The following is a 23,043-nucleotide window of genomic DNA, read 5'->3' on the forward strand; positions in this document are numbered from 1 at the left end:
TCAGCGACCTCCTACCGGCGTGCCGACCGGAGAGATTTCCGCCGGCTCGTCAGGCAGTGGCTCGCCCTTGTGAGTGCGGCTGATCAGGGCAATCGTAAAACCGCAGACCACCACCGAACCAATCGCCGCCAGCACTGCGACCGTGCCGCCGTGCAGCGCGGTGACGACGTTCTGTTGCGCGGCCATCGCCACCACCACCGGAATGTACATGGCGCCCCAGAAGCCGACGCCCATCTCGCACTCCTTGGTCATGCCGCCGCGTTTCTGCATCCACAACCGCGCGCAGATCAACAGGATCATCGCGATGCCGACCCCGCCGACGTTGGATTTGACGCCCAGCAACACGCCGAGCATGTCGCCCATGATCACCCCTGCCAGCGTACAGATCGCCAACAGCGCCACACCGTAAATAATCATTGTTGTAGTCCTCAAAGTGCATCGTCGAATGTTGTTTTTGTTGTTCGAAGCTTGAGTCGGCGTTTTAGGTTCGGCGGCTTCCCTCCTCACGCAACAGCGCCTGCAAGGTGTCGAGGCGAGCACTGTCGAAGGCAGTGACGGTGCCTTGCTCGAACACCCGGCGCGCCAGCCCGGTCAGCACCGCACCGGGCGGCAGTTCGATCTGTAGCCGCACGCCGCGCTCGTAGGCGCTTTGCACGGTGCCGCGCCAATCCACGATGCGACACATGTTGTAAGCGAGATCGTCGCGCAGGGCATCGACCTTGATTACCGGGCGCGCGCGGCTGCCGCTCAGGTAGGCGATTTTCGGGGCTTGCAGTTGTACTTTGGCGAAGGCTTCGGCGAGGGTTTGCGCCGGTTTTTCAAGCAGCGGACAGTGCGACGGCACGCTGACTGCCAGACGTTTCGCCAGACCCGCGCCACGGCTGCGCGCGAGTTCGGCCACCGCTTGCATCGCCTTGTCGCTGCCGGCAATCACCACCTGGTTATCGGCATTGATATTGGCCAGATAAACCGGCGTTTCGGCGCTGTGAACTTGCCCCAGCAACGTTTCGACGGTGGACAGTTGCAGACCGATGATCGCGGTCATGCCAAAGCCCTGTGGATAAGCCTGTTGCATCAACTCACCGCGCAGGCTGACCAGATGCAGCGCATCACTGAAGCTCAAGGCCCCGGCCACCACCGCTGCGGGGTAAGCACCGATGGACAGGCCGGCGACATAGTCCGCGTTCAAACTGTCCTGCAACAACTGTCGCGAAGCCGCGACACCGGCGATCAGCAGGCAGAGCTGCACCGCCCTTGTACTGCGCAGCGCTTCGGCAGAATCAAGCAGCAAGACATCTTCACCCAGCACATCACTGGCCTCGGTCAACGTTTCCCGAGGCAAACGCTGGAGCATGCCCGGTTGCTGCGCGCCCTGACCGGGGAACACCAACAGACTGCTCATGCTGCCTGCTCCTGCGGGTTCCATGGATCAGCAACCAGACACGCCTGATGCGCGCTTTTCAGCAGCACCCGCGCCGAAGTGCTGGCCCATTCACGCAGGGCTACGGCGCCGAACGGCGTCTGCAATTGCATGTCGACCCGGCACACTGCCTGATCGAAAAGCGCCACCAGTTTGCGCGCCCGATTGCGGGTCAGCCGTTGCGGTGTGCGCAGGATCAGATCGAGATCGCTACCCTCATGCATCGCCGCAAAACCACTGGCCAATTCAAACCCGGCACTGCCGCTGACGCCCCAGATCCAACCGCAATCATCGAGCATCGTCCGCAATTGCTTGAGGGCGCGCATGGCCGGCAGATCACGCTCGCTGTCGACATGACACAACGCCTCCGGACCGACCCGACAGCCAATCGAATCAAGCGCCATGAACGCCGCCAAGCGCTGCTCGCGCAATACACCACGCACGCCCACGGCGACAAAACCCTCAGCACTTAACGCACGGCGCACCACCACCGGTTGCCCGGCGCTGAGCGACTCGACTGCCCACTGCGGCGCATCCGCCGGCAACTGCGCCGGAGTCATGCCCCAGAGCAGGTCGTGGGCCAGAGGCGTATTCACCACTGCGCCCTCAACAGCTCACGCACGCGACTGGACGCTTCACGATTTTTTGCACCGAGACGATTGCTCAAATCATTGCCAGTGACATCGCTGATGGCTTGTTTCAAGCACTCGGTCACTCGTGTCAGATCTTCGGCTGTCGGCTGTTCGATCTGCTGCACCGACAGGGTTTCCCAAAGCAGCCCGAGGCTGGCGTAACTGTCGATGTCATAGGCCATCGGCGGCACACTGGCGGCCAGTGCTTCGAGTTCTTCGACGCTGCGCAAAGTCACCCGCGCCGCCGATGCTTTGCCCATCGCATGCACCATCACGCCGGGATCACGCAGGGCGATCAAGCGGTTGGCCTGATAGCCGTGGGCGAGAAACGCACCGGACATGGCTTTGCCCACCAACAGCGCAATCACCGGATGCCCGGCCAGGCGTGCGCGGGCATAACTGTCCGCCGCACCGGCCAGCGCCTGATGAATGCCGAGGGCTTCTTCGCGACGACCATAGGCCTGGCTCGGTACATCGACGATGGCGATCAGTGGACGCTTTTGTGGTTTGTCGCGGTCAGCGTTGATCGCATCGTCGACGGCTTTGGCCAGGCCCCAGCCTTCCAGCAACCCGACTTCGCCGTTACGGGCACGGGGGAAACGGTTGTCAGGGTCAGCGACGACGGCGATAAAACGCCCGAGTTCAGCATCGGCAACCTTCAACGAGGGCGGCAAACCTTCTACAGCTTTCGCGCCCGCGCTCAACGCGTTGAACCAGTTCAAACCGCGCAATGAATAACCACTCATGAGCGCTCTCCTTGATACAGATCGCGAACCACCGAAGGCTCGATTTGCTTGTCAGTGTCGAGGCTGGCCAGCCGTTGCAGGAACCAATCGGCCCGCTGACTGCGCGGTTGCGCTGGCAAGCCTTGTTGCAGCAACTCGCCGACCTGCTGACGAATCTGCGCCACATCATCGGCGGCAAACCGATCCACCAAACCACTGGCAAAACGCTGCTCGCCACCGGTCAGGCTCCAGATAAACGGCCGGTCGCGGGAGTCGTATTCCTCGATCCCGGCTTCCTGCTCGATCACCTGCGGGCCATTCAGGCCCAGGCGTGCTTCCTGGGTCACCAGCAAATAGCTGCACAGCGCAGCGGCAATCGACATGCCGCCGAAGCAACCAACACTGCCTGCCACTACACCCACCACCGGTTGGTATTGCTGCAAATCGACAATCGCCGCATGAATATCGGCAATCGCCGCCAAGCCGAGATTGGCTTCCTGCAACCGCACACCGCCGGTTTCCAGCAGCAACACGGCGCGGGTCGGAATGCCGTTGCGGTTGTCCTCGGCTGCCAGTTCCAGTGCACCGGCAATCTTCGCCCCGCCGACTTCGCCGAGGCTGCCGCCCTGAAACGCGCCTTCGATGGCCGCGATCACCACCGGCAAACCGTCGAGGCTGCCCTTGGCGATCACCACACCGTCATCGGCTTGCGGCACCACGCCCTGGCGTTCAAGCCACGGCGACATGACGCGTTGAAACGGGTCGAGCAATTCGCGGAAGGTGCCGGCATCGAGCAAGGCTTTCGCCCGTTGCCGCGCGCCGAGTTCGACGAAGCTGTGCTTATTGAGCAGCGCTGCGCTGTCAGTCATGGCCGATCTCCTCGAAACCTTGTTCCAGACGCAAGCGCACCACCCCCGGCGTCGCGCCGAAATCGTGGATATCGATGGCCATGGCTGGCGGCGTGGTGCCGTCGAACATCCGCGCAAACAGATGCTGCCAGCGCAGTTGTGCGCCGTTGACCGAGGTTTGCACGTTGATCGTCAACTTGCCGGCCAGCCCCGGTTCGATCAGCACTTCCAGATCACCCGAGCCGACACAACCGACCAGCGCCCGACCGCGAGGCGGCTGCCCGGCGGGGAATTCAAACGATAGGGTTTCCATCAAAACGCTCCTTGAAAGGTGCCGTCGCACTCGATTCGGTCGAGCAGCAGCGTGGCGGCGAGCAGGTCGGCGGCGCCACCGGGCGAGGCATTCAATGTGATGAGTTGTTGATCGAGTTCATGCAGGCGCCGGCGACCGGTGAGGCTGGCGCTGCCGCCAGCATCAAGCACCGCTTGCGCGCCGTGTTGCATGGCTAGCAGGCCTTGTTCGCCGGCGCGGTAGAGCACGCAGGTGTCGGCCAGGTCAGTCATGATCGCGAGCAAGGCGTCGAGCCGGGCATTCTGTTCGCCGTGGCCGGCAGTGCGGCTTTTTTTCAGTTGTGGCAGGCCACGTTGCAGCACGGACGGGAAGCCGAGTTGCGCTTCCTCTCGGGCGCCGCGAGCGCCGTAACGCAGCGCGACTTGTGCACCGTGGCTGAGCGGACGAGGTGCAAAAAGATCATCGAGCAGCGCCAGACGTGCAGCGCGCAGGGTGACGGCGTTGGCGCCTGTGGATTTCGCTTCGAGCGCGGCGGCGGTCACCAACAGGCCCAAGGCCCAGATTGCACCGCGATGAGTGTTCACACCGTTGGTGGTCGCGAGCATCGCTTGCTCGCCTTCACGGCCGATGCGGCCAATGCTTTCACGTAACGTTTGATTGATCTCGCCGACTTCAATGGCGGCTTCGGCCATCTCCTTGAACGCCGGCCACAACGACAGCGCCGAGGCGTGCATCAGGCCCAAGTGCAGATCGGTGTGCGCGCCGTTGCCACGACGGTCGACCAGCGCCGGTTTCGGCGACAGATCCGCTTCGTCGATCAACGCATCCACCGCCATGTCCGCCAATCGCTCGGCCAGGGAAATCGGTTTCGCTTGCAGGTTAAGTGCGTGCATTACCAGCTCCTGAACTTGGCGGGCGGGTTGTAGAGGCCGCCGGACCACTCGACCAGATCGGCCACGCTTTTCGCCGCTAGTAATTCACGGGTGGCGTCGGTGCGGCGGATGCCGAGGTCTTCGGGCAAGGCGATCAAGCCTTCGCGGCGCATGCGTTCGGTGTCTTTCGGGTTGTGGCGCAGGCCAATGGCGGTGACGCCGGCAACAGCGGCGATCATCGCCTGGCGCTCTTCCAGCGAACGCGCCTTGTACAGATAGGCGATGCCTTCTTCGGTGAGCAGGTGGGTGACGTCATCGCCGTAGATCATGATCGGCGCCAGCGGCATGCCGCTTTTCTTCGCCACTTCCACCGCGTCGAGGGTTTCGACGAAGGTCGGTTTGCCGCCCTCCTGGAAGGTCTCGACCATTTGCACCACGAGTTTCTTGCCGCGTTCGAGCATCGGTTGCTGCGAGTCGTCGTGGCGCATGTCCAGCCACGCCGGCGTGCCGTGACGGCGGCCACGCGGGTCATGGCCCATGTTCGGCGCGCCGCCGAAACCGGCGAGACGGCCACGGGTGACGGTCGAGGAATGGCCGTCACCATCGACCTGCAACGTCGCGCCGATAAACAGATCCACCGCGTACTGCCCGGCCAGTTGGCAGAACATCCGGTTGGAACGTAGCGAGCCGTCGCGACCGGTGAAGAACACGTCGGGGCGCGCGGCGATGTAGTTTTCCATGCCCAGTTCGGTGCCGAAGCAATGCACGCTTTCGACCCAGCCGCTTTCAATCGCCGGGATCAACGTCGGGTGCGGGTTGAGCGTCCAGTTGCGGCAGATCTTGCCTTTGAGGCCGAGGGATTCGCCGTAGGTCGGCAGGATCAGTTCGATGGCCGCGGTGTTGAAACCGATGCCGTGGTTGAGCGACTGCACGTTGTGTTTTTCGTAGATCCCGCGAATCGCCATCATCGCCATCAATACGTGCACAGGCTTGATGTGCCGTGGGTCGCGGGTGAACAGCGGTTCGATGTAGAAGGGCTTGTCGGCCACCACGACGAAATCGACCCACGATGCCGGAATATCCACACGGGGCAATTCGCTGACGTCGTCGACCAACTGGTTGACCTGGACGATGACGATGCCGTCGCTGAACGCGGCCGGTTCGATCAGCGCCGGGGTGTCTTCGGTGCTCGGGCCGGTGTAGATGTTGCCGGCGCGGTCGGCCATGAAGCCGGCCGAGAGCACGACGTTGGGGATCAGGTCCACCACCAGCCGGGCGTAGAGTTCGATGTAGGTGTGGATCGCGCCGATTTCCAGCAGGCCGTCTTCAAGCAACTGGCTGATGCGCAGGCTCTGGGTGCCGGCGAAGGAGAAATCGAGCTTGCGGGCGATGCCGCGTTCGAACAGGTCGAGGTGCTCGGAGCGGCCGACGCTGGGCATGATCATGTGCAGGTCGTGGAGCTTCTCGGGATCAGCCTTGGCCAGCGAGCGAGAAAGGAAGTCTGCCTGCTTCTGGTTGTTGCCCTCCAGCACCACTCGGTCGCCGGGATGAATCAGCGCTTCGAGCGCGGCGACGATCTTGTCGGTGGGCAACACCACACCATCGGCCAGCCCGCGCACCTTGTCGAGGCGACGCTGCTTCTCGTCACGCCGCCGCGTCCAGCGCGAGTCAGGGGAAATTGTTGTTGTCATGCTCACTCCACGGGGTTCGCTGTCGTGGAGCTAAGTTAGGCGTGTGGGGTGGGGGCATCAATCAAGCAGGGCGGTGAATCATTACGCTTAGCGTAACGTTCACCAACCCAATCGCTGGCAAGCCAGTGATGAGGCCAGTCAAATCACCGAAAAGGCTGGATCAGTTCGCCGATGATCGTTCCCACGCTCTGCGTGGGAATGCCTCAACGGACGCTCTGCGTTCGGCTTTTTGGGACGCGGAGCGTCCCGGGCTGCATTCCCACGCGGAGCGTGGGAACGATCAATCAATCGCGTACGCCGGATCAGGGGACCAGGCCTGCATCCACCAACAACTGCTCAAGTGCCAACAAATCCGGCACCTTCGCCACTTGCTCCCCCACCTGCACCGCCGCCTGTTCCAGCGCACACAACGGCACATCGACATAGCTCAATTGGCTATCGAGCTTGTAAGACCGAGGAATCCCCTGCACCAGCAACGCAATGAATTTCAGCTGCGGCAAGCCACCCAGCGCATTGAGAATCACAATCCGCGCTCGCTCGCCAATCACCACTTTCTGCCCACACGCCGACTCAAAACTCAGCAACGGAATCTGCCGCTCGCGCCACATGACGCGCCCCAGATACCACGGCGGTGTATCCAGATCGAAGGCGCTGGCCTGATAGTCGATCAGCTCGGCCACCGCGACGTTGGGCAAGATCAGGTTACGATCCGCCAGCGGCAGCAGCAGCCCGGTGAGTTGGCTGGTACGCGCGTTGTGGCGGCGCTCATGCATGTTTCTTGCTCCAGTGGGCAATGCTTTCGAGCAGCACCGATTCCTGATAGGGCTTGCCGAGGTAGTCGTTGACGCCAATAGCCATGGCGCGGTCGCGGTGTTTTTGCCCGGTGCGCGAGGTGATCATGATGATCGGCAGGTGTTGCAGGCGTTCGTCGTTGCGCACTTGAGTGGCGACTTCGAAGCCGTCCATGCGCGGCATTTCGATGTCGAGCAGCATCAGGTCGGGCATGTGTTCTTCGAGCAGGAGCATGGCGTCGACACCGTCCTTGGCGGTCAGTACGTTCATGCCGTGGCGTTCGAGTAAACGACTGGTGACCTTGCGCACGGTGACCGAGTCGTCGACCACCATGACCAGCAGCGGTTTCTGCGGTTCGCTGTCGATATCCGGTTGAATCGGATACTGCGCAACCGGTGCCTGCATCGCGCGGATCGGCGCCAGCAGATCAAGAATCAGCACCACCCGGCCATCGCCCAGAATCGTCGCGCCGGACACGCCCTGCACAGCCGCGAATTGCGCGCCGAGGCTTTTGACCACGATCTCGCGCGTCCCGGCCATGGTGTCGACCTGCACCGCGATGCGCCGGTCGTTGTACTGCACCAACAGCACCGGCAACGGCAGGCTCTGGCCGAGCAGTTTCGGGCGTGGCGCGGTTTTCAGCAGCTCGCCCAAGTAGCACAGCTCATAGCGTTGGCCGCCGTATTGATAGCTCGGTGGATCAAGACGGAAATGCCCATCCAGATCATTCGGCAACACGCGGACGATGCCGTCGATGGTGTTCAGCGGAATCGCGTATTGATCCTCACCACACTGCACCATCAACGCACGGTTGACCGACACGGTGAACGGCAGGCGAATGCGGAAATGCACGCCCTGCCCCGGCACCGAGTCGATGCTCATGCTGCCGCCCAACTGGCGGACTTCTTCATGCACCACGTCCATGCCGACGCCACGCCCGGAGATCTGGGTGATTTTTTCGGCGGTGGAAAACCCCGGCTGGAGGATGAACTGCAACACATCGCGGTCGCTGATTTCGGCGTCCGGCGCCAGCAAGCCACGTTTGACTGCCTTGTTCCGCACCGCTTCCAGCGGCACACCGGCGCCGTCGTCGCGGATGTCGAAAACGATGTCGCCGCCCTCGCGGGACAGTTCGAGGCTGATCTGCCCTTGCGCCGGTTTACCCGCCGCCAGCCGCACCTCGGTGGACTCCAGACCATGGTCGACGGCGTTGCGCAGCATGTGCTCCAACGGTGCGGCCATGCGCTCCAGCACATTACGATCCATCTCGCCTTCGGCGTTGCCGACGACGAAGGCGACGTCTTTGTTCAGCTCTTCGGCAACCTGGCGGACGATGCGTTTGAGGCGCGGCAACATCCGTTCGAACGGCACCATGCGCGAGCGCATAAGGCCTTCCTGCAATTCGGTGTTGATCCGCCCTTGTTGTTGCAGCAGGTTCTCGGCGTCGTGGTTGCGGCGGTCGAGGGTTTCCTTCAGGTCGAGCAAGTCGGAGGCGGATTCGAACAGCGCCCGCGACAGTTGCTGCAACTGGGAATGGCGATCCATTTCCAGCGGATCGAATTCTTCGTAACCGAGGCGTTCGCCGTCGACTTGCTGACGGCTGAGGATGCGCCCCTGGGTTTCCGTATCGAGGCGGCGCAACTGATCACGCATGCGCTCGATGGTGGTTTCCATCTCGTTGAGCGCGACTTGCGCGTCGTTGACTTGCTGTTCAATGCGTCCACGGAAAATCGAGGTTTCACCGGCCAGATTGACCAGTTCGTCGAGCAGTTCGGCGGAGACCTTGACCATGTCCGCGCCGGCGTCGGCGGCCGGTGCTGCGGTCTCGGTTTTAACCGGCAGCGGCAGCAACGGCGGCGCTTCAGGCGTCACGGGATGACTGAAGTTCTGGATCGCATTGATCAACCGATCCGCCGGCGGACACGGTTGCCCGGCGCGCACGCCATCGAGCATTTGCGCCAGTCGGTCATGGCCGCGCTGCACCAGTGCGAACAATTCGCCAGACGCTTGCAGCGAGCCGGCGGAGAGGCTTTCGTAAAGGTATTCCAGCTCATGGGCGAGGTCGCCGATCGGGCCGATCTCGACCATCCGCGCGCCGCCCTTGAGGGTGTGCAGGTCGCGCAGCAGGGTTTCGACTTCCTGACGGTTGCCCGGCTCAGCCTGCCAGCGCAGCAGCGCGGCGCCGGAGTTCTCGATGATGTCGAAACCTTCTTCGAGGAAAATCTCCAGCAACTCGGGATCGTGCCCGGCACCTTCGTGATCGACGGCAGGTTGCGTCGTTTCGGCAGGGGTCGGCGAGCCTTGGCGTACCTGGCGAAGCGCTTCGATCAGATCCTCTGCCGGCTCCAGCGGCTGATGGTTTTGCAGTTGCTCAAGCAGCCGGGTGAAACGCTCATGGCTCTTGTGCAACAAGCGACCAAGGGCTTCGCTGTGGCTGTAGCGACGATCGACCAGACCTTCGTAAAGGCTTTCCAGCTCCTGGGCCAGATCGCCGACGGCGTCGACTTCGGCCATGCGTGCACCACCCTTGAGGGTGTGCAAATCACGCTGCAACGAGGACAGCGGCGCGGCGTTGTCCGGGTCGCTCAGCCAGCGCTGCAAGGCTTGCTCGGCGCTGTCGAGAATGTCCACTGCCTCTTCGAGGAAGATCTCGACGATTTCGTCGTCCGGCTCCTGGGCAGCGCTGGTTTGCGAAAGCTCGGCGGTGGCCGCGCCCAGTTCGCGGATGCTCAAGGTGCGGCTGCCGTCGCTGCGAATCAGGCCCATGGACGAGGGGTCGAGGCTTTCGTCGAGCAGATCATGCAAGGCGCGAATGCGCTCCGGCTGCGGCGTGACTTCCTGGCCGGCGGCCAGTTCGTCGAGCATGTTGATCAGCGCTTCGTGGGCGTACTGCGCTTCCTGGAAAAACCGGTCGCTGACCGCCAGGCTGCTTTCTTCCACGGCGCCATAGAGATCGAGCAAGGCTTCGCACAGAACATCCACCGGCAGCAGATCCGCCAAGTGCGCGCCTTCACCGAGGGTGGTCAGCTCATCCAGCAACGCGCTGAGTTCCTGGCGTTCGCCGGGGTGTTGCTGCCAGCGCTGCAAGAGGTTTTCGGCGTCGAACAGGATGTCCATGCCTTGGGCAAGGAAGTTGTTGATCAGTTGCGGATCGTGCTTGATCCGCAGGCCAGTGTTCGGCGCATTGAGGATCGCTTCCAGACGCTCGCCGAGCAGTGCATCGGTGCGTTTGATCAGCGACTGCGCGCCGACAATCGGCGCCAGCGGATCATGCTTGAGCTGGCGCAAGCCGACACGGAACAGCCCTTCGGCTTCGAGCAGCAACTCGACTTCATCGAGATCGAGCGGCAACTGATGGGCCTTGAACTCTCGGGCCAATTGATCAAGCGATGCCGCCAGTTCGGCAATCGGCAACACACCGGCCATCGACGCGCTGCCCTTGAGGGTGTGCAAAGCGCGCTGCAACTCGTCGCTGGCCGGCAGCGGAACATGCTCGGCCGCTTGATCGAGGAAGCGGTTGAGGCTGGCGAGGTGGGTTTCGGCTTCGTTGCGGAAGATCTCCAGCAACAGCGGATCGAGCGCCGCAACGTCATCGACGTCTTCAGCAGCCAGCGGTTCGTCACCCTTGGCCAAGGCATGGGCGCGCGCCGCCAATTGATCGACATCGCTGCGCTGACGCTGGCTGTTGGTGGCGAATTCGCTGACCAGTTCCGGCAGCAGCAACACCGTGTCGGTGAGTAATTGCGGCACCACGGCGCCGGGTTCGACGCTTTGTTCCAGCACGCGATTGAGCAGGTTTTCCACCGCCCAGGCCAGTTCACCGAGGATCAGCGCACGCACCATGCGTCCGCTGCCTTTCAAGGTGTGGAAGGCGCGGCGCAGCTCTGTCAGCGCGGCGCGATCCTGGGGATTGGCCGTCCAGCGCGGCAGGTATTCGTGGAGAACCTCAAGTACCTCATCGGTCTCTTCGAGGAACACTTCGCGCAGTTCGTCGTCCACCGGTTCTTCGTCGGCCGGCGGCGGCATCAGGCTGCCGGGTGTGACCACGGCGGGCGGATTGATCGCCGGCACTGGGCTGGCCAACACATCGGCCAGCGACTGCACGATGTCCGGGTCGTCCAGCGCCTGCAGGTCCTGCATCACCAGTGCTTCGCTGGGGCTGAGCACGTCATCGAGCACTGGCACACGCTGTTCGCCGGACTGCTCATTGGCCTCTTCGTTTGCAAAATAACCGAGACTGGCGAGGCTCTTCTGCGCGACATCCAGCAGTTGTTCGCTCGGCGCCAGCGGGTCATCGCTCAAGCGTTCAAGGTAATACTCGAGGCTGGTGATGACGTCGGCGAGGTTGTCCAGTTGCTGCCAGCCCGGTTCGTGCGGATCGAGCAGCAGATGTTCGCGGATGAAACCGTTGCAGGCCTCGACCAGATTCGCCGCACGACTCAGCGGAATCATCGCCAGCGCCCCGCGCACCTGAGTTAGCAGTTCCGGCAGCGGTTGCAGTTGCTGGCGATCCCAATCGGCGTCGATGTAGTCGACGATCATGTCCTTGGCCTGTTGCAGGCAGATGCGCGCTTCCTTGATCACGATCTGATGGATCTGCGTCAGATCGGTGGTGGGCAGGCGCGAGTCTTCGGGGCTTTCCGGCTCGACGGTGCCGACCATCCCGGCGAGTGTCGCTTCGACGTAGAGCAAGGCGCCGGCAACGTCCATCAGGATCGCGTCGTTGGGTTCACGCTGGCCTTGGACGAGGCTGAGCACCACCGCCAGTTGATCGATGATGACCTTGCGCGGCTGGCCGAAACCGAGCACCGCGAGGGTGTCGGCGATCTGCCGCAACGGCGCCAGCAGGCTTTCCAGGTCCGACGTATGTTGGCGGTCGCTGCGCACGAACAGGTCGAGGCGTTCCTTGACCCGCACCAGTTCTTCGCACAATGCCGCCAGCACCGAGCGCATCGCATCGCGGTCGGGGCCGGCCAGGCGCGCGCGTTCTTCATCGACCATCGCGCTGTCGGGTAAGGCGTCGTCCAGGGAGTAGCGATCTTTCATGGTCAGCATCTGCCTGGTGGGATGTTCGGCTTTGGCAATATAGAACAACAGGCTTTTCAGAAGCTCTGGCGGGGGCGGCTGATTGAGGCCCGCCATGCCTTGTTCGAGCAGGCGCTTGAGCTCCTTGTCGGCGTCCTTGAACAGGCTGCGCAGTGCCGGGCTTTTGGCGATCACGCCTTCGCGCATACCTTCGACCAAGGCGGATGCGACCTGCCACAACGGACTTAACGGGGCGTCGCCGCTCAGCGCTTCGAGACGGGTGAAGACTTTCGCCAGATAACCCAGGTGCGTCTGGTCATCCTGCTCACGCAGCAAACCGACCAGCGCCATTTGCAGCATCTGGCGTAACTTGCGCAGCACATTCGGCAGCTCTGCCGGTTCCAGCAACGCCAGCGCTTCTTCGCCAAGCGGCGGCAGCTCGGGCAGTTGCGGGCTGAACAGACTGGTTTCCGACAGCAGGCTTTCGCCGCGAGCGCTGCGCAAATCATTGAGCAGCGGCAGCACGACCAGCGGAAGATCACGGCGGGCGCTCTGTACGCGGTCGAGGTAGATCGGCAATTGCCCCAAGGCTTGCAACAGCAAGTGCAGGGCTTCGTCGCGATGGCTGACGCGACCCTGCTGCAAGGCTTCGACCAGATGTTCCATTTCTTCGGCGAGCAGCGCGGCGCCGTAGAACTCGACCATTTGCAAGCTGCCGTGAACCTGATGGATATACGCCAGGCACTCGTCCAGCCCGCCGGATGCGTGCGGATCATCGAGCACGGCTTCAATCGCCTGATGCGCCAGTTTCAGCGTTTCGGCAATTTCGCCTTTGACCCACTCGAGGGCCACGTAGTCGTGGCGATCACCCATAACCGCTCCAATCACACTTTATCCGTCGCCGACGCGGATGCCGCCGGCAAGGTGAAACCTGACACCGAACGACGCAACTGATTGGCCATTTTCGTCAGGTTGCCGATGCTCTCGGCGGTGGCCGTGGAGCCCGACGACGTTTGCGTGGTGATCTGCTGGATCACGTTCATGGTCAGCGAGATTTGCCCGGCCGACGTCGTCTGCTGCTGCGCCGCGTTGGAGATGCTCTGAATCAGCGCCGCAAGGGTCTTCGACACGCCTTCGATTTCTTCCAGAGCCACCCCGGCATCCTGCGCCAGCCGCGCGCCGCGCACCACTTCGGTGGTGGTCTGTTCCATGGAGATGACCGCTTCGTTGGTGTCGGTCTGGATCGCCCGCACCAGCGTTTCGATCTGCCGAGTGGCGGCGGACGAGCGCTCGGCCAGCCGTTGTACTTCGTCGGCGACCACGGCAAAACCACGCCCGGCATCGCCGGCCATCGACGCCTGAATCGCGGCGTTGAGGGCGAGGATGTTGGTCTGGTCGGCAATGTCGTCGATCAGGCTGACGATATCGCCGATTTCCTGCGACGACTCGCCGAGACGCTTGATGCGTTTGGCGGTGTCCTGAATCTGTTCGCGAATGTTGTCCATGCCGTGGATGGTGTTGTGCACCACCTCGTTGCCCTTATTGGCGATTTCCACGGAACGCTCGGCCACCGCCGAGGACTCGGCGGCGTTGGCCGAGACTTGATCGATGGACTGGGCCATATCGTTGATCGCGGTCGAGGCTTCGGAAATCTGCTGGGCCTGATGTTCCGAGGCCTGGGCCAGGTGCATGGCGGTGGCCTGGGTTTCCTGCACGGCCGCCGCGACCTGGCCGGCGGTGAGGTTGATGGTCGCCACCAGATCGCGCAGTTGATCGACGGAATAGTTGATCGAGTCGGCGATGGTGCCAGTGAAGTCTTCAGTCACCGAGGCGGTCACGGTGAGGTCGCCGTCGGCCAGATCCTCGATTTCATCGAGCAGACGCATGATCGCGTTCTGATTGCGTTCGTTCTTCTCGGCGGTCTCGCGCAACTGGCGATTGGTTTCGCGGACCATGACCAGACCGATCAGGATGATCGACGCCAGCGCCAGCAAGCCGAGCACGTAGCCACCGATGGTGTCGGTGTTGCGCCCACCCGCGAGGTTTTCGAAACGGTTGGCCAGGTGCGAGGCTTCGTCGAGCAGGGTTTGCGAGAGGTTGAAGATGTTGCTGGCCGACTCGCGAACTTTGAACAGCTCCGGCGAGGTTTCGAGGATTTCATCGACAGAGCCGGAAACGAACTGGAACAGCTCAGAAATCTCACTCAGGCGCGCGCGGGCATCACGGTCTTCGACCTGACTGATCTTCAGCGCCGGGTTGCCCTGAAGCATGCCGTTGAGGACTTGGCCGAAGCGAGTGGCATCGCGGCCAAACGCATCGGCAGCCTGCTGCGAGTTTTCATCGCCGGCCAGCACGGTGTTCACCGCACCGAGGATGCGTTCGGCCAGCAACGATTGGCGCTGGGCCATCGCCACTTGTGCCGCCGGAGCGCCGCGCTGGAGCAGGATCTCGACGACTTTTTCGTATTCGATCTGCAACTGCGGCACGGTTTCGGCCAAGGTAGCGGCGACCTGATGCAGCGACAGCACGGTCTGTTCGCTGGAAAGAATGGCGTCGGTGTTTTTCAGCAGGCGTTCCCAGTCGAGCTGCACGGCGCGCATTTCCGGGCGCACGGTCGACGGCGCCGGGGGCAGGCCGGTGGCCGGGTCGCCCTTCTTCAGGTAACTCCAGCGCTGGGCGAAATCGTTGCGCGCATCGCTGAGCAACTTGAACGCCGCAGCCTTTCCGGCGGCGGCTTCAGTGGCGTTCTTGGCAATGCGTTGCGACAGCACGCGCAGCTCACCGGCGTGACCGATGTACTGCTTGTCGTAGTTCGCCTGGGTGTTGAGGTAAGCGAAGTTGGCAAACAGCAGCATGATGAACACGATCAGTGCGATGAACAGCACGATGATCTGCGAGCGACTGCGCGATCCTTCCGCCGGCTTGCCTGTTTTTGCTTTTGTCATCGGTCCTCGCCTATTCCCGCGCCATTTAAAGCTCACCGAAAACCCTGTGGGAGCGGGCTTGCCCGCGATGAGGCCGGCACATCCGACATCTATGGCGACTGATCTGACGCCATCGCGGGCAAGCCCGCTCCCACAGGTTTGGGTGGTGTTTCGACTAAATTGCGACGCTCATGAACACCGGGGATTTGGCCAGCGCAAACAGGCTGAACACCCGCCAGTTCTGCTCACGCCGGAAGTACCCTTTGACGAACTCGGCCTTGGAGCCCTGGCGCTTGCTGATCGACAGCGGTTCAAAGCTGTCTTGCTCGAAATGCTGCAGGCCGAAGACCTCATCGACCATTAGCCCGGCAAACACGTCGCCATGCTCCACCACCAATACCCGCCGCTGCTTACGAAGCGGTGAAAGCTCATGCCCGAAGAAACCGCACAGGTCCATGATCGGCAGCAGCCGCCCACGCAGGTTAGCCACCCCTTTGACCCACGGCTTGACCCCGGGCAACTGAGTGCAGCGCGGTTCGTGCAACACTTCGCTGACTTCGCCCATCGGCGCGACATACCAGTGTTCGCCGAGGCGAAAACCGATACCGCTCCAGCGATCCTGACGCGCCGGTTGCGATGGCAGGTCGGCCGCGAGCAAGCGGCAGCGCTGGTCAATCTGCCAGAGCAGTTCGAACGCGGTCAGCGATTCGCTCATGGCCGCGTGATCAACCGGCCAGCACGTTGTTCAGGGTCTTGATCAGAGTCTCTTCATCGACCGGTTTGGTCAGGTAGTCCTTGGCGCCTTGGCGGGTGCCCCAGACCTTGTCGGTTTCCTGATCCTTGGTGGTGATGATGATCACCGGGATATGCCCGGTGTCCGGGTCCTTGGTCAACTGACGGGTCGCCTGAAAGCCGTTGAGGCCGGGCATGACAATGTCCATCAGCACCGCGTCGGGTTTTTCCTGACGGGCCAGGGCAACGCCGTCGGCGCCATTTTCGGCTTTGAGCACTTCATGGCCGTGCTTTTCCAGCATGCCGGTCAGTTTGTACATTTCAGTCGGCGAATCATCGACGATCAGGATACGTGCCATGGTTTTCCCCATTTTTCTTGTCGACATCCGGCCCGCTGGCCGAGCGTCACTGTACGTGTCTTACTGCGGCAAAGCGGCGGCAAAGCCCGGAACATGGGCCTGGATCGCGCTGAGCAGTTCTTCCTTGCTGAAAGGCTTGGTCAAAAATTGATCGGAGCCGACAATCCGCCCCTTGGCCTTGTCGAACAGCCCGTCCCGGGACGACAGCATGATCACCGGCGTGGCCTTGAACGCACTGTTGTTCTTGATTAAAGCGCAGGTCTGATAACCATCCAGACGCGGCATCATGATGTCGACAAAGATGATGCCGGGGTGGTTGTCGGCGATCTTCGCCAAAGCGTCGAAACCGTCGATCGCCGTGATGACTTCGCACCCCACATTTTTCAACAAGGTTTCAGCGGTGCGGCGAATCGTTTTCGAGTCGTCGATCACCATGACCTTCAAGGCGCTGGACTGCTGTTCCATAAGGGGGCTCTACCGTCGCCTTTGCGAATCAAATTGTCCGTTTTGCGATGAGTAATGGCTGGAAACCCTTGATGTTCAAGGGCCAGCACTGCATGGCAGCCTTTTTAGCACAGTCTCCAGATGCAATCTATCGACGGGTTTTCCCTTGACCGCAAACCCGCCCGGCGCCACTCTGGCGGCACTTTTTTCATACCGATCCGGTAGCCAATTTTCGAGGAAAACCCAATGAGCGTTCGCGTCGGGATTGTCATGGACCCTATCGCCAGCATTTCCTATAAAAAGGATAGCTCGCTGGCCATGCTGCTGGCCGCGCAGAAGCGCGGCTGGGAACTGTTCTATATGGAACAGCGCGACCTGTATCAGGCCGAAGGTCAGGCACGGGCGCGGATGAAGCCGCTGCAAGTGTTCGCCAATCCGGAAAAATGGTTCGAACTGGACGCCGAGCAGGACAACCTGCTGAGCGATCTCGACGTGATCCTGATGCGCAAGGATCCGCCGTTCGACATGGAGTTCGTCTACTCCACCTACCTGCTCGAGCAGGCAGAAACCGCCGGCGTGCTGGTGGTCAACAAACCGCAAAGCCTGCGCGACTGCAATGAAAAGCTGTTCGCCACGCTGTTCCCGCAGTGCACGCCGCCGACCATCGTCAGCCGCCGCGCCGATGTCCTGCGCGAATTCGCTGCCAAGCACGGCGACGTGATCCTCAAGCCGCTGGACGGCATGGGCGGCACCTCGATCTTCCGTCACCGTGCCGGCGATCCGAACCTGTCGGTGATTCTCGAAACCCTGACTGCCCTCGGCGGCCAGCAGATCATGGGCCAGGCCTACCTGCCGGCGATCAAGGACGGCGACAAACGCATCCTGATGATTGACGGCGAGCCGGTGGATTACTGCCTGGCGCGGATTCCGGCCCAGGGCGAAACCCGTGGCAACCTCGCCGCTGGTGGCCGTGGTGAAGCGCGTCCGTTGACGGAAAAGGATCGCTGGATCGCCGCTCAGGTCGGCCCAACGCTGCGTGAGAAAGGTCTGCTGTTCGTCGGTCTGGATGTGATCGGCGAGAATCTGACCGAAATCAACGTCACCAGCCCGACCTGCATCCGTGAAATCGACAACGCGTTCGGCACCGACATCGGCGGCATGCTGATGGACGCTATCGACAAGAAGCTGCAAGCCGCCGGCAAAAAGCCGCAAGCTTGATGTGCGTCACATGCAGTCTGTCGCTTGAAGCGTGAAGCCCAAGGCGTGAAACCAACATTGCGTTATCATGCGCAGCCTCTGAAAAGCGCGATGTTGGTTTTCTTGTCATGACCCTCCCGTCCGATCTGCCCGCAGAACTCGCCCATCGTGGCGTGCGCCCGGCCGATCGCCTCGGATTTACCCTGTTTCTCGCAGCGCTGATTCACTTGGCGCTGCTGCTGGGCGTCGGCTTCACCATGGTCGAGCCCAAGCAGATCAGCAAAACCCTGGAAATCACCCTCGCCACCTTCAAGAGCGAAAAGAAGCCCGAGAAGGCTGACTTCCTCGCGCAAGAGCATCAGGAAGGCAGCGGCACGCTGGACAAGAAGGCGATTCCGAAGACCACTGAGGTCGCGCCGTTCCAGGACAATCAGGTTAAAAAGGTCACGCCCCCGCCCGCCGCCAAGCCTGAAGTACAGGAAGCTGCGCCCAAGGCTGCGGTGACGACTGTCGCGCCTAAGCCGAAAAAAGCCCCGACCAAAAAAGAAGAAACCAAGACCGAGGTCAAACCGACCGTCGACGCGCCGGAGTTCGACAGCTCGCAGTTGTCCAGCGACATCGCCAGCCTCGAAGCGGAACTGGCCAAGGAACAACAGCTGTACGCCAAGCGCCCAAGAATTCACCGCTTGAGCGCGGCGTCGACCATGCGTGACAAAGGCGCTTGGTATAAGGACGACTGGCGCAAGAAGGTCGAGCGCATCGGCAACCTGAATTATCCGGAAGAAGCACGGCGCAAGCAGATCTATGGCAATTTGCGCCTGATGGTCTCGATCAACCGCGACGGCTCGCTGTATGAGGTGCTGGTGCTGGAATCGTCGGGGCAGCCGCTGCTGGATCAGGCGGCACAGCGCATTGTCCGGCTGGCGGCGCCATTTGCACCGTTTACCGGTGATCTATCGGATATCGACCGACTGGAAATCATCCGCACCTGGAAATTCGCCCGGGGCGACAAGCTCTCCAGCAATTAAGAGAAAGATCAAAAGATCGCAGCCTTCGGCAGCTCCTACAATTGCCCCGCATTCCCATGCAGGAGCTGCCGAAGGCTGCGATCTTTTGGCGGCTTCAGCTTGTCAGTTCGCCCCTTGAACGCCACACTAGCGCACATGAAAAACGTCAGCCCCAGCTACCTCAAGCATCACTTCCTGATCGCCATGCCACACATGGCCGACCCGAACTTTGCCCACACCTTGACCTACATCGTCGAGCACACGGCCAATGGCGCCATGGGGATTGTGGTCAACAGGCCGCAAGAGTTGAATCTGGCTGACATCCTCGAGCAACTGCGACCGGACATCGATCCGCCGGGCCTCTGCCAGCATGTACCGATTTTCATTGGCGGCCCGGTGCAAACCGATCGCGGTTTTGTCCTGCACCCGGCAGGTAAGACCTTCCAGGCCACCGCCCAGCTCGACGGCGACCTGGCACTGTCCACTTCGCAGGACGTGCTGTTCGCCATCGCTGACGGCGTGGGCCCGGCAAAAAGCCTGATCGCCCTCGGTTACGCCGGTTGGGAAGCCGGGCAACTGGAAGCCGAAATGGCCGACAACGCCTGGCTGACCTGCCCGTATGACACCGACATTCTGTTTAACACCAGCAGCGAACTGCGTCTGGACGCGGCAGCCAGGCACTTGGGGATCGACCTCAACCTGCTGACCAGCCAGGCAGGTCACGCCTGATGGCCCTGCGCTTGATTCTCGGCTTCGACTACGGCACCAAACAGATCGGCGTTGCCGTCGGCCAGGTGATCACCGGTCAGGCCCGCGAGCTGTGCACCTTGAAAGCACAAAACGGCGTGCCCGACTGGAATCAGGTCGAAGCCCTTATAAAGGAATGGAAACCCGACGCCGTCGTCGTTGGCCTGCCGCTGAACATGGACGGCACGCCCAGCGAGATGTGCCTGCGCGCCGAGAAGTTCGCCCGCCGCCTCAACGGCCGCTTCAATGTGCCCTTCTATACCCACGACGAACGCCTGACCACTTTCGAGGCCAAGGGCGAACGTCTGGTGCGTGGCGGCCAGAAGGGCAGTTACCGCGACAACCCAGTGGACGCCATCGCCGCCGCTCTGCTGTTGCAGGGCTGGCTCGATGAAAACACCGCACTGTTTGAATCCTGACTGCATTTAATTCTGAAAAGCGCTACGGCGCTTTTCTTTTGGCTAAACCCCCAGCCACGTCCGGCAGGACGCGGCTCGGGTCGAAGAAGGAGCAACCATGAGCCTGCCCAATCCCGCCGATCTGATCAGCCAGATGGCGACACGCCTCAAGGCGCACCTTGCACAGCGTGATATCAGCGAACCGCGTTACATCGGCATCCGCACTGGCGGTATCTGGGTCGCGCAAGCCTTGCTCAAGGAATTGGGCAGCGACGCGCCGCTGGGCACGCTGGATGTTTCCTTCTACCGCGACGACTTCAGCCAGAACGGCCTGCACCCACAAGTACGCCCGTCCGCCCTGCCCTTCGAGATCGAAGGCCAGCATCTGGTGCTGATCGACGACGTACTGATGAGCGGCCGCACCATCCGCGCCGCCATGAACGAACTGTTCGACTACGGCCGCCCGGCCAGCGTGACGCTGGTCTGCCTGCTTGACCTGGACGCCGGCGAGCTGCCGATCCGCCCGAACGTGGTGGGCGCGACCCTGTCGCTGGCCACCCACGAGCGCGTGAAGCTGTCCGGCCCCGAGCCGCTGACGCTCGAACTGCAAGACTTTGCCCTTTAATCCGCCCTATTGAGAGTCCCCCTCGCGATGACGCCTCTAGATACCAAGCGCCCGCTGCAGCTCAATGATCAGGGCCAGCTGCGCCACTTCCTCTCGCTCGACGGCCTGCGCCGCGAGTTGCTGACGGAAATCCTCGACACTGCCGACTCGTTCCTCGAAGTCGGTGCCCGGGCCGTGAAAAAAGTCCCGTTGCTGCGCGGCAAGACCGTGTGCAACGTGTTCTTCGAAAACTCCACGCGCACCCGCACCACCTTCGAACTGGCGGCCCAGCGGCTGTCGGCGGACGTGATCACCCTGAACGTGTCGACTTCGTCGGCGAGTAAAGGTGAAACCCTGCTCGACACCCTGCGCAACCTCGAAGCCATGGCCGCCGACATGTTCGTCGTGCGTCACGGGGATTCCGGCGCCGCGCACTTCATCGCCGAGCATGTCTGCCCACAAGTGGCGATCATCAACGGCGGCGACGGCCGTCACGCTCACCCGACGCAGGGCATGCTCGACATGCTGACAATCCGTCGGCACAAGGGCGGTTTCGAAAACCTCTCGGTGGCCATCGTCGGCGACATCCTGCACTCGCGGGTCGCGCGTTCGAACATGCTTGCCCTGAAAACCCTCGGGTGCCCGGACATCCGCGTGATCGCGCCGAAAACCCTGCTGCCGATCGGCATCGAGCAATACGGCGTGAAGGTCTACACCGACATGACCGAAGGCCTGAAAGACGTCGACGTGGTGATCATGCTGCGCCTGCAGCGTGAACGCATGACCGGCGGCCTGCTGCCAAGCGAAGGCGAGTTCTACCGCCTGTTCGGCCTGACCACCGCGCGCCTGGCCGGGGCCAAGCCCGATTGCATCGTCATGCACCCGGGGCCGATCAACCGTGGCGTGGAAATCGAGTCGGCAGTGGCCGACGGCCCGCACTCGGTGATCCTCAATCAGGTCACTTACGGCATCGCGATTCGTATGGCTGTGTTGTCCATGGCCATGAGCGGGCAAACAGCCCAGCGCCAATTCGAGCAGGAGAACGCCCAGTGAAGCTCAGCATTCTCGGCGCCCGCGTCATCGATCCAAGCAGCGGCCTGGATCAAATCACCGACATTCACGTTGAAGCCTGCAAGATCGTCGCCCTCGGCGCGGCACCGGCCGGTTTCAGCGCTGTAGAAACTATCGACGCCACAGGCCTTGTGGCCGCTCCGGGGCTGGTCGATCTGAACGTCGCCCTGCGCGAGCCGGGCTACAGCCGCAAAGGTTCGATCGCCAGCGAAACCCGCGCGGCAGCGGCCGGCGGCGTGACCAGCCTGTGCTGCCCACCAAAAACCAAACCGGTGCTCGACACCTCCGCCGTGGCCGAGCTGATCCTTGATCGCGCCCGCGAGGCCGGCAACACCAAGGTGTTCCCGATTGGCGCGCTGAGCAAAGGTCTGGACGGTGAGCAACTGGCCGAACTGGTTGCGCTGCGCGACGCCGGTTGCGTGGCGTTCGGCAACGGTCTGGAGAGTTTCCGCAACACCCGCACCCTGTGCCGGGCGCTGGATTACGCGGCGACGTTCGACCTGACGGTGATCTTCAACTCGCAGGATCACGATCTCGCAGAAGGCGGCCTGGCCCATGAAGGCGCGGTCGCCAGTTTCCTCGGCCTGCCGGGCATTCCGGAAACCGCTGAAACCGTGGCGCTGGCCCGTGATCTGCTGCTGGTCGAGCAAACCGGCGTGCGCGCGCACTTCAGCCAGTTGACCAGCGCTCGCGGCGTGGCCCTGATCGCTCAGGCGCAGGCCCGTGGTTTGAAGGTGACGGCGGATGTCGCGCTGTACCAACTGATCCTGACCGACGAAGCGCTGATCGATTTCAGCAGCCTCTATCACGTCCAGCCGCCGCTGCGCACCCGCGCGGATCGCGATGGCCTGCGTGAAGCAGTGAAGTCCGGTGTGGTCTCGGCGATTTCCAGCCATCACCAACCCCACGAGCGTGATGCCAAACTGGCACCGTTCGGCGCGACCGAGCCAGGCATCAGCAGTGTTGAACTGCTGCTGCCGCTGGCGATGACGCTGGTTGAGGATGGCCTGCTCGATCTGCCGACACTGCTGGCGCGCTTGAGCGCTGGCCCGGCCGAGGCGCTGCGCCTGCCGGCGGGCAAACTGGCGGTGGGGGGTGCGGCGGATATCGTGCTGTTCGATCCGAAGGCTTCCACCGTGGCCGGTGAAGGCTGGCTGTCGAAGGGCGAGAACTGCCCGTTCCTCGGCCACAGTCTGCCGGGTGTGGTTCGTTACACCCTGGTGGATGGGCGGATCAGCCACCAGGCTTGATACCGGGTTGCCC

Annotated in this window: 21 protein-coding genes; 7 read left to right on the forward strand and 14 right to left on the reverse strand. The window is 62.3% G+C overall.

All coding sequences use genetic code 11. The annotated features are described in order from the left end of the window. The 14 genes from madL to pilG form a co-directional block, all read right to left on the reverse strand. On the reverse strand, positions 1-417 hold the full coding sequence (madL, locus tag IAI51_RS13925; RefSeq protein WP_187679016.1) for a malonate transporter subunit MadL: 417 nt from the start codon (positions 415-417) through the stop codon (positions 1-3). A gap of 64 nt (positions 418-481) precedes the next feature. Further along, a complete protein-coding gene (mdcH, locus tag IAI51_RS13930) occupies positions 482-1,402 on the reverse strand; it encodes a malonate decarboxylase subunit epsilon (RefSeq protein WP_187679017.1) in 921 nt (306 codons plus the stop codon). Beyond that, positions 1,399-2,019, reverse strand: a complete 621-nt coding sequence (locus IAI51_RS13935; RefSeq protein ID WP_187679018.1) for a malonate decarboxylase holo-ACP synthase — start codon at positions 2,017-2,019, stop codon at positions 1,399-1,401. Before IAI51_RS13935 ends, mdcH begins: the two co-directional genes overlap by 4 nt. Beyond that, on the reverse strand, positions 2,013-2,798 hold the full coding sequence (mdcE, locus tag IAI51_RS13940; RefSeq protein WP_187679019.1) for a biotin-independent malonate decarboxylase subunit gamma: 786 nt from the start codon (positions 2,796-2,798) through the stop codon (positions 2,013-2,015). Before mdcE ends, IAI51_RS13935 begins: the two co-directional genes overlap by 7 nt. Next, entirely contained in the window at positions 2,795-3,646 is an 852-nt protein-coding gene (locus IAI51_RS13945) for a biotin-independent malonate decarboxylase subunit beta (protein ID WP_187679020.1), read from the reverse strand. The genes mdcE and IAI51_RS13945 overlap by 4 nt, the downstream gene beginning before the upstream one ends. Then, entirely contained in the window at positions 3,639-3,938 is a 300-nt protein-coding gene (locus IAI51_RS13950) for a malonate decarboxylase subunit delta (RefSeq protein ID WP_007913697.1), read from the reverse strand. The genes IAI51_RS13945 and IAI51_RS13950 overlap by 8 nt, the downstream gene beginning before the upstream one ends. Further along, complete coding sequence (locus IAI51_RS13955; RefSeq protein WP_187679021.1) at positions 3,938-4,810, reverse strand: triphosphoribosyl-dephospho-CoA synthase; 873 nt, start codon at positions 4,808-4,810, stop codon at positions 3,938-3,940. The genes IAI51_RS13950 and IAI51_RS13955 overlap by 1 nt, the downstream gene beginning before the upstream one ends. Continuing rightward, on the reverse strand, positions 4,810-6,480 hold the full coding sequence (gene mdcA, locus IAI51_RS13960; protein ID WP_093429846.1) for a malonate decarboxylase subunit alpha: 1,671 nt from the start codon (positions 6,478-6,480) through the stop codon (positions 4,810-4,812). Before mdcA ends, IAI51_RS13955 begins: the two co-directional genes overlap by 1 nt. A gap of 302 nt (positions 6,481-6,782) precedes the next feature. Next, positions 6,783-7,253, reverse strand: a complete 471-nt coding sequence (locus IAI51_RS13965) for a chemotaxis protein CheW (RefSeq protein WP_187679022.1) — start codon at positions 7,251-7,253, stop codon at positions 6,783-6,785. Continuing rightward, complete coding sequence (locus IAI51_RS13970; protein WP_187679023.1) at positions 7,246-13,170, reverse strand: Hpt domain-containing protein; 5,925 nt, start codon at positions 13,168-13,170, stop codon at positions 7,246-7,248. The genes IAI51_RS13965 and IAI51_RS13970 overlap by 8 nt, the downstream gene beginning before the upstream one ends. 11 nt (positions 13,171-13,181) lie before the next feature. Continuing rightward, positions 13,182-15,242: a methyl-accepting chemotaxis protein gene (locus IAI51_RS13975; RefSeq protein ID WP_187679024.1), complete on the reverse strand. Its 2,061-nt coding sequence runs from the start codon at positions 15,240-15,242 to the stop codon at positions 13,182-13,184. 154 nt (positions 15,243-15,396) lie between these two features. Further along, positions 15,397-15,936 carry a chemotaxis protein CheW gene (locus IAI51_RS13980; protein ID WP_187679025.1) on the reverse strand — a complete coding sequence of 180 codons (540 nt, stop codon included), beginning with the start codon at positions 15,934-15,936 and terminating at the stop codon, positions 15,397-15,399. 10 nt (positions 15,937-15,946) lie between these two features. Beyond that, entirely contained in the window at positions 15,947-16,312 is a 366-nt protein-coding gene (gene pilH / locus IAI51_RS13985; protein WP_027926574.1) for a twitching motility response regulator PilH, read from the reverse strand. Between the two features lie 60 nt (positions 16,313-16,372). Next, on the reverse strand, positions 16,373-16,777 hold the full coding sequence (pilG, locus tag IAI51_RS13990) for a twitching motility response regulator PilG (RefSeq protein WP_187679026.1): 405 nt from the start codon (positions 16,775-16,777) through the stop codon (positions 16,373-16,375). Between the two features lie 225 nt (positions 16,778-17,002). Between pilG and gshB the strand changes: the two genes are divergently transcribed. From gshB to IAI51_RS14025, 7 genes are all read left to right on the forward strand, one after another. Further along, positions 17,003-17,974, forward strand: coding sequence for a glutathione synthase (gshB, locus tag IAI51_RS13995; RefSeq protein ID WP_187679027.1), 972 nt, complete (start codon positions 17,003-17,005; stop codon positions 17,972-17,974). A gap of 107 nt (positions 17,975-18,081) precedes the next feature. Further along, on the forward strand, positions 18,082-18,981 hold the full coding sequence (locus IAI51_RS14000; RefSeq protein WP_008077848.1) for an energy transducer TonB: 900 nt from the start codon (positions 18,082-18,084) through the stop codon (positions 18,979-18,981). Between the two features lie 135 nt (positions 18,982-19,116). Beyond that, entirely contained in the window at positions 19,117-19,689 is a 573-nt protein-coding gene (locus IAI51_RS14005) for a YqgE/AlgH family protein (protein WP_100846946.1), read from the forward strand. Then, the gene (ruvX, locus tag IAI51_RS14010) at positions 19,689-20,126 is read left to right on the forward strand and encodes a Holliday junction resolvase RuvX (protein ID WP_008077844.1); all 438 of its coding nucleotides are present in this window, start codon (positions 19,689-19,691) and stop codon (positions 20,124-20,126) included. Before IAI51_RS14005 ends, ruvX begins: the two co-directional genes overlap by 1 nt. Before the next feature lie 97 nt (positions 20,127-20,223). Next, on the forward strand, positions 20,224-20,730 hold the full coding sequence (gene pyrR / locus IAI51_RS14015) for a bifunctional pyr operon transcriptional regulator/uracil phosphoribosyltransferase PyrR (protein WP_187679028.1): 507 nt from the start codon (positions 20,224-20,226) through the stop codon (positions 20,728-20,730). A gap of 27 nt (positions 20,731-20,757) precedes the next feature. After that, positions 20,758-21,762, forward strand: coding sequence for an aspartate carbamoyltransferase catalytic subunit (locus IAI51_RS14020; RefSeq protein WP_007913665.1), 1,005 nt, complete (start codon positions 20,758-20,760; stop codon positions 21,760-21,762). Further along, complete coding sequence (locus tag IAI51_RS14025; RefSeq protein ID WP_187679029.1) at positions 21,759-23,030, forward strand: dihydroorotase; 1,272 nt, start codon at positions 21,759-21,761, stop codon at positions 23,028-23,030. The genes IAI51_RS14020 and IAI51_RS14025 overlap by 4 nt, the downstream gene beginning before the upstream one ends. The last annotated feature ends 13 nt before the right edge of the window (positions 23,031-23,043 follow it).

The sequence above is a fragment of the Pseudomonas sp. N40(2020) genome, from assembly GCF_014472415.1.
Taxonomy (GTDB): Bacteria; Pseudomonadota; Gammaproteobacteria; order Pseudomonadales; family Pseudomonadaceae; genus Aquipseudomonas.

What these genes read in the sequence shown, in the direction of transcription:
- mdcA (WP_093429846.1), bottom strand. Translation starts at nt 6,480, where the DNA reads ATGACAACAACAATTTCCCCTGACTCGCGCTGGACGCGGCGGCGTGAC.
- IAI51_RS14020 (WP_007913665.1), top strand. Translation starts at nt 20,758, where the DNA reads ATGACGCCTCTAGATACCAAGCGCCCGCTGCAGCTCAATGATCAGGGC.
- IAI51_RS14000 (WP_008077848.1), top strand. Translation starts at nt 18,082, where the DNA reads ATGACCCTCCCGTCCGATCTGCCCGCAGAACTCGCCCATCGTGGCGTG.
- pilG (WP_187679026.1), bottom strand. Translation starts at nt 16,777, where the DNA reads ATGGAACAGCAGTCCAGCGCCTTGAAGGTCATGGTGATCGACGACTCG.
- IAI51_RS13970 (WP_187679023.1), bottom strand. Translation starts at nt 13,170, where the DNA reads ATGGGTGATCGCCACGACTACGTGGCCCTCGAGTGGGTCAAAGGCGAA.
- pilH (WP_027926574.1), bottom strand. Translation starts at nt 16,312, where the DNA reads ATGGCACGTATCCTGATCGTCGATGATTCGCCGACTGAAATGTACAAA.
- mdcH (WP_187679017.1), bottom strand. Translation starts at nt 1,402, where the DNA reads ATGAGCAGTCTGTTGGTGTTCCCCGGTCAGGGCGCGCAGCAACCGGGC.
- IAI51_RS13950 (WP_007913697.1), bottom strand. Translation starts at nt 3,938, where the DNA reads ATGGAAACCCTATCGTTTGAATTCCCCGCCGGGCAGCCGCCTCGCGGT.
- gshB (WP_187679027.1), top strand. Translation starts at nt 17,003, where the DNA reads ATGAGCGTTCGCGTCGGGATTGTCATGGACCCTATCGCCAGCATTTCC.
- IAI51_RS14005 (WP_100846946.1), top strand. Translation starts at nt 19,117, where the DNA reads ATGAAAAACGTCAGCCCCAGCTACCTCAAGCATCACTTCCTGATCGCC.
- IAI51_RS13955 (WP_187679021.1), bottom strand. Translation starts at nt 4,810, where the DNA reads ATGCACGCACTTAACCTGCAAGCGAAACCGATTTCCCTGGCCGAGCGA.
- IAI51_RS13980 (WP_187679025.1), bottom strand. Translation starts at nt 15,936, where the DNA reads ATGAGCGAATCGCTGACCGCGTTCGAACTGCTCTGGCAGATTGACCAG.
- IAI51_RS13965 (WP_187679022.1), bottom strand. Translation starts at nt 7,253, where the DNA reads ATGCATGAGCGCCGCCACAACGCGCGTACCAGCCAACTCACCGGGCTG.
- pyrR (WP_187679028.1), top strand. Translation starts at nt 20,224, where the DNA reads ATGAGCCTGCCCAATCCCGCCGATCTGATCAGCCAGATGGCGACACGC.
- mdcE (WP_187679019.1), bottom strand. Translation starts at nt 2,798, where the DNA reads ATGAGTGGTTATTCATTGCGCGGTTTGAACTGGTTCAACGCGTTGAGC.
- madL (WP_187679016.1), bottom strand. Translation starts at nt 417, where the DNA reads ATGATTATTTACGGTGTGGCGCTGTTGGCGATCTGTACGCTGGCAGGG.
- IAI51_RS13945 (WP_187679020.1), bottom strand. Translation starts at nt 3,646, where the DNA reads ATGACTGACAGCGCAGCGCTGCTCAATAAGCACAGCTTCGTCGAACTC.
- IAI51_RS13975 (WP_187679024.1), bottom strand. Translation starts at nt 15,242, where the DNA reads ATGACAAAAGCAAAAACAGGCAAGCCGGCGGAAGGATCGCGCAGTCGC.
- ruvX (WP_008077844.1), top strand. Translation starts at nt 19,689, where the DNA reads ATGGCCCTGCGCTTGATTCTCGGCTTCGACTACGGCACCAAACAGATC.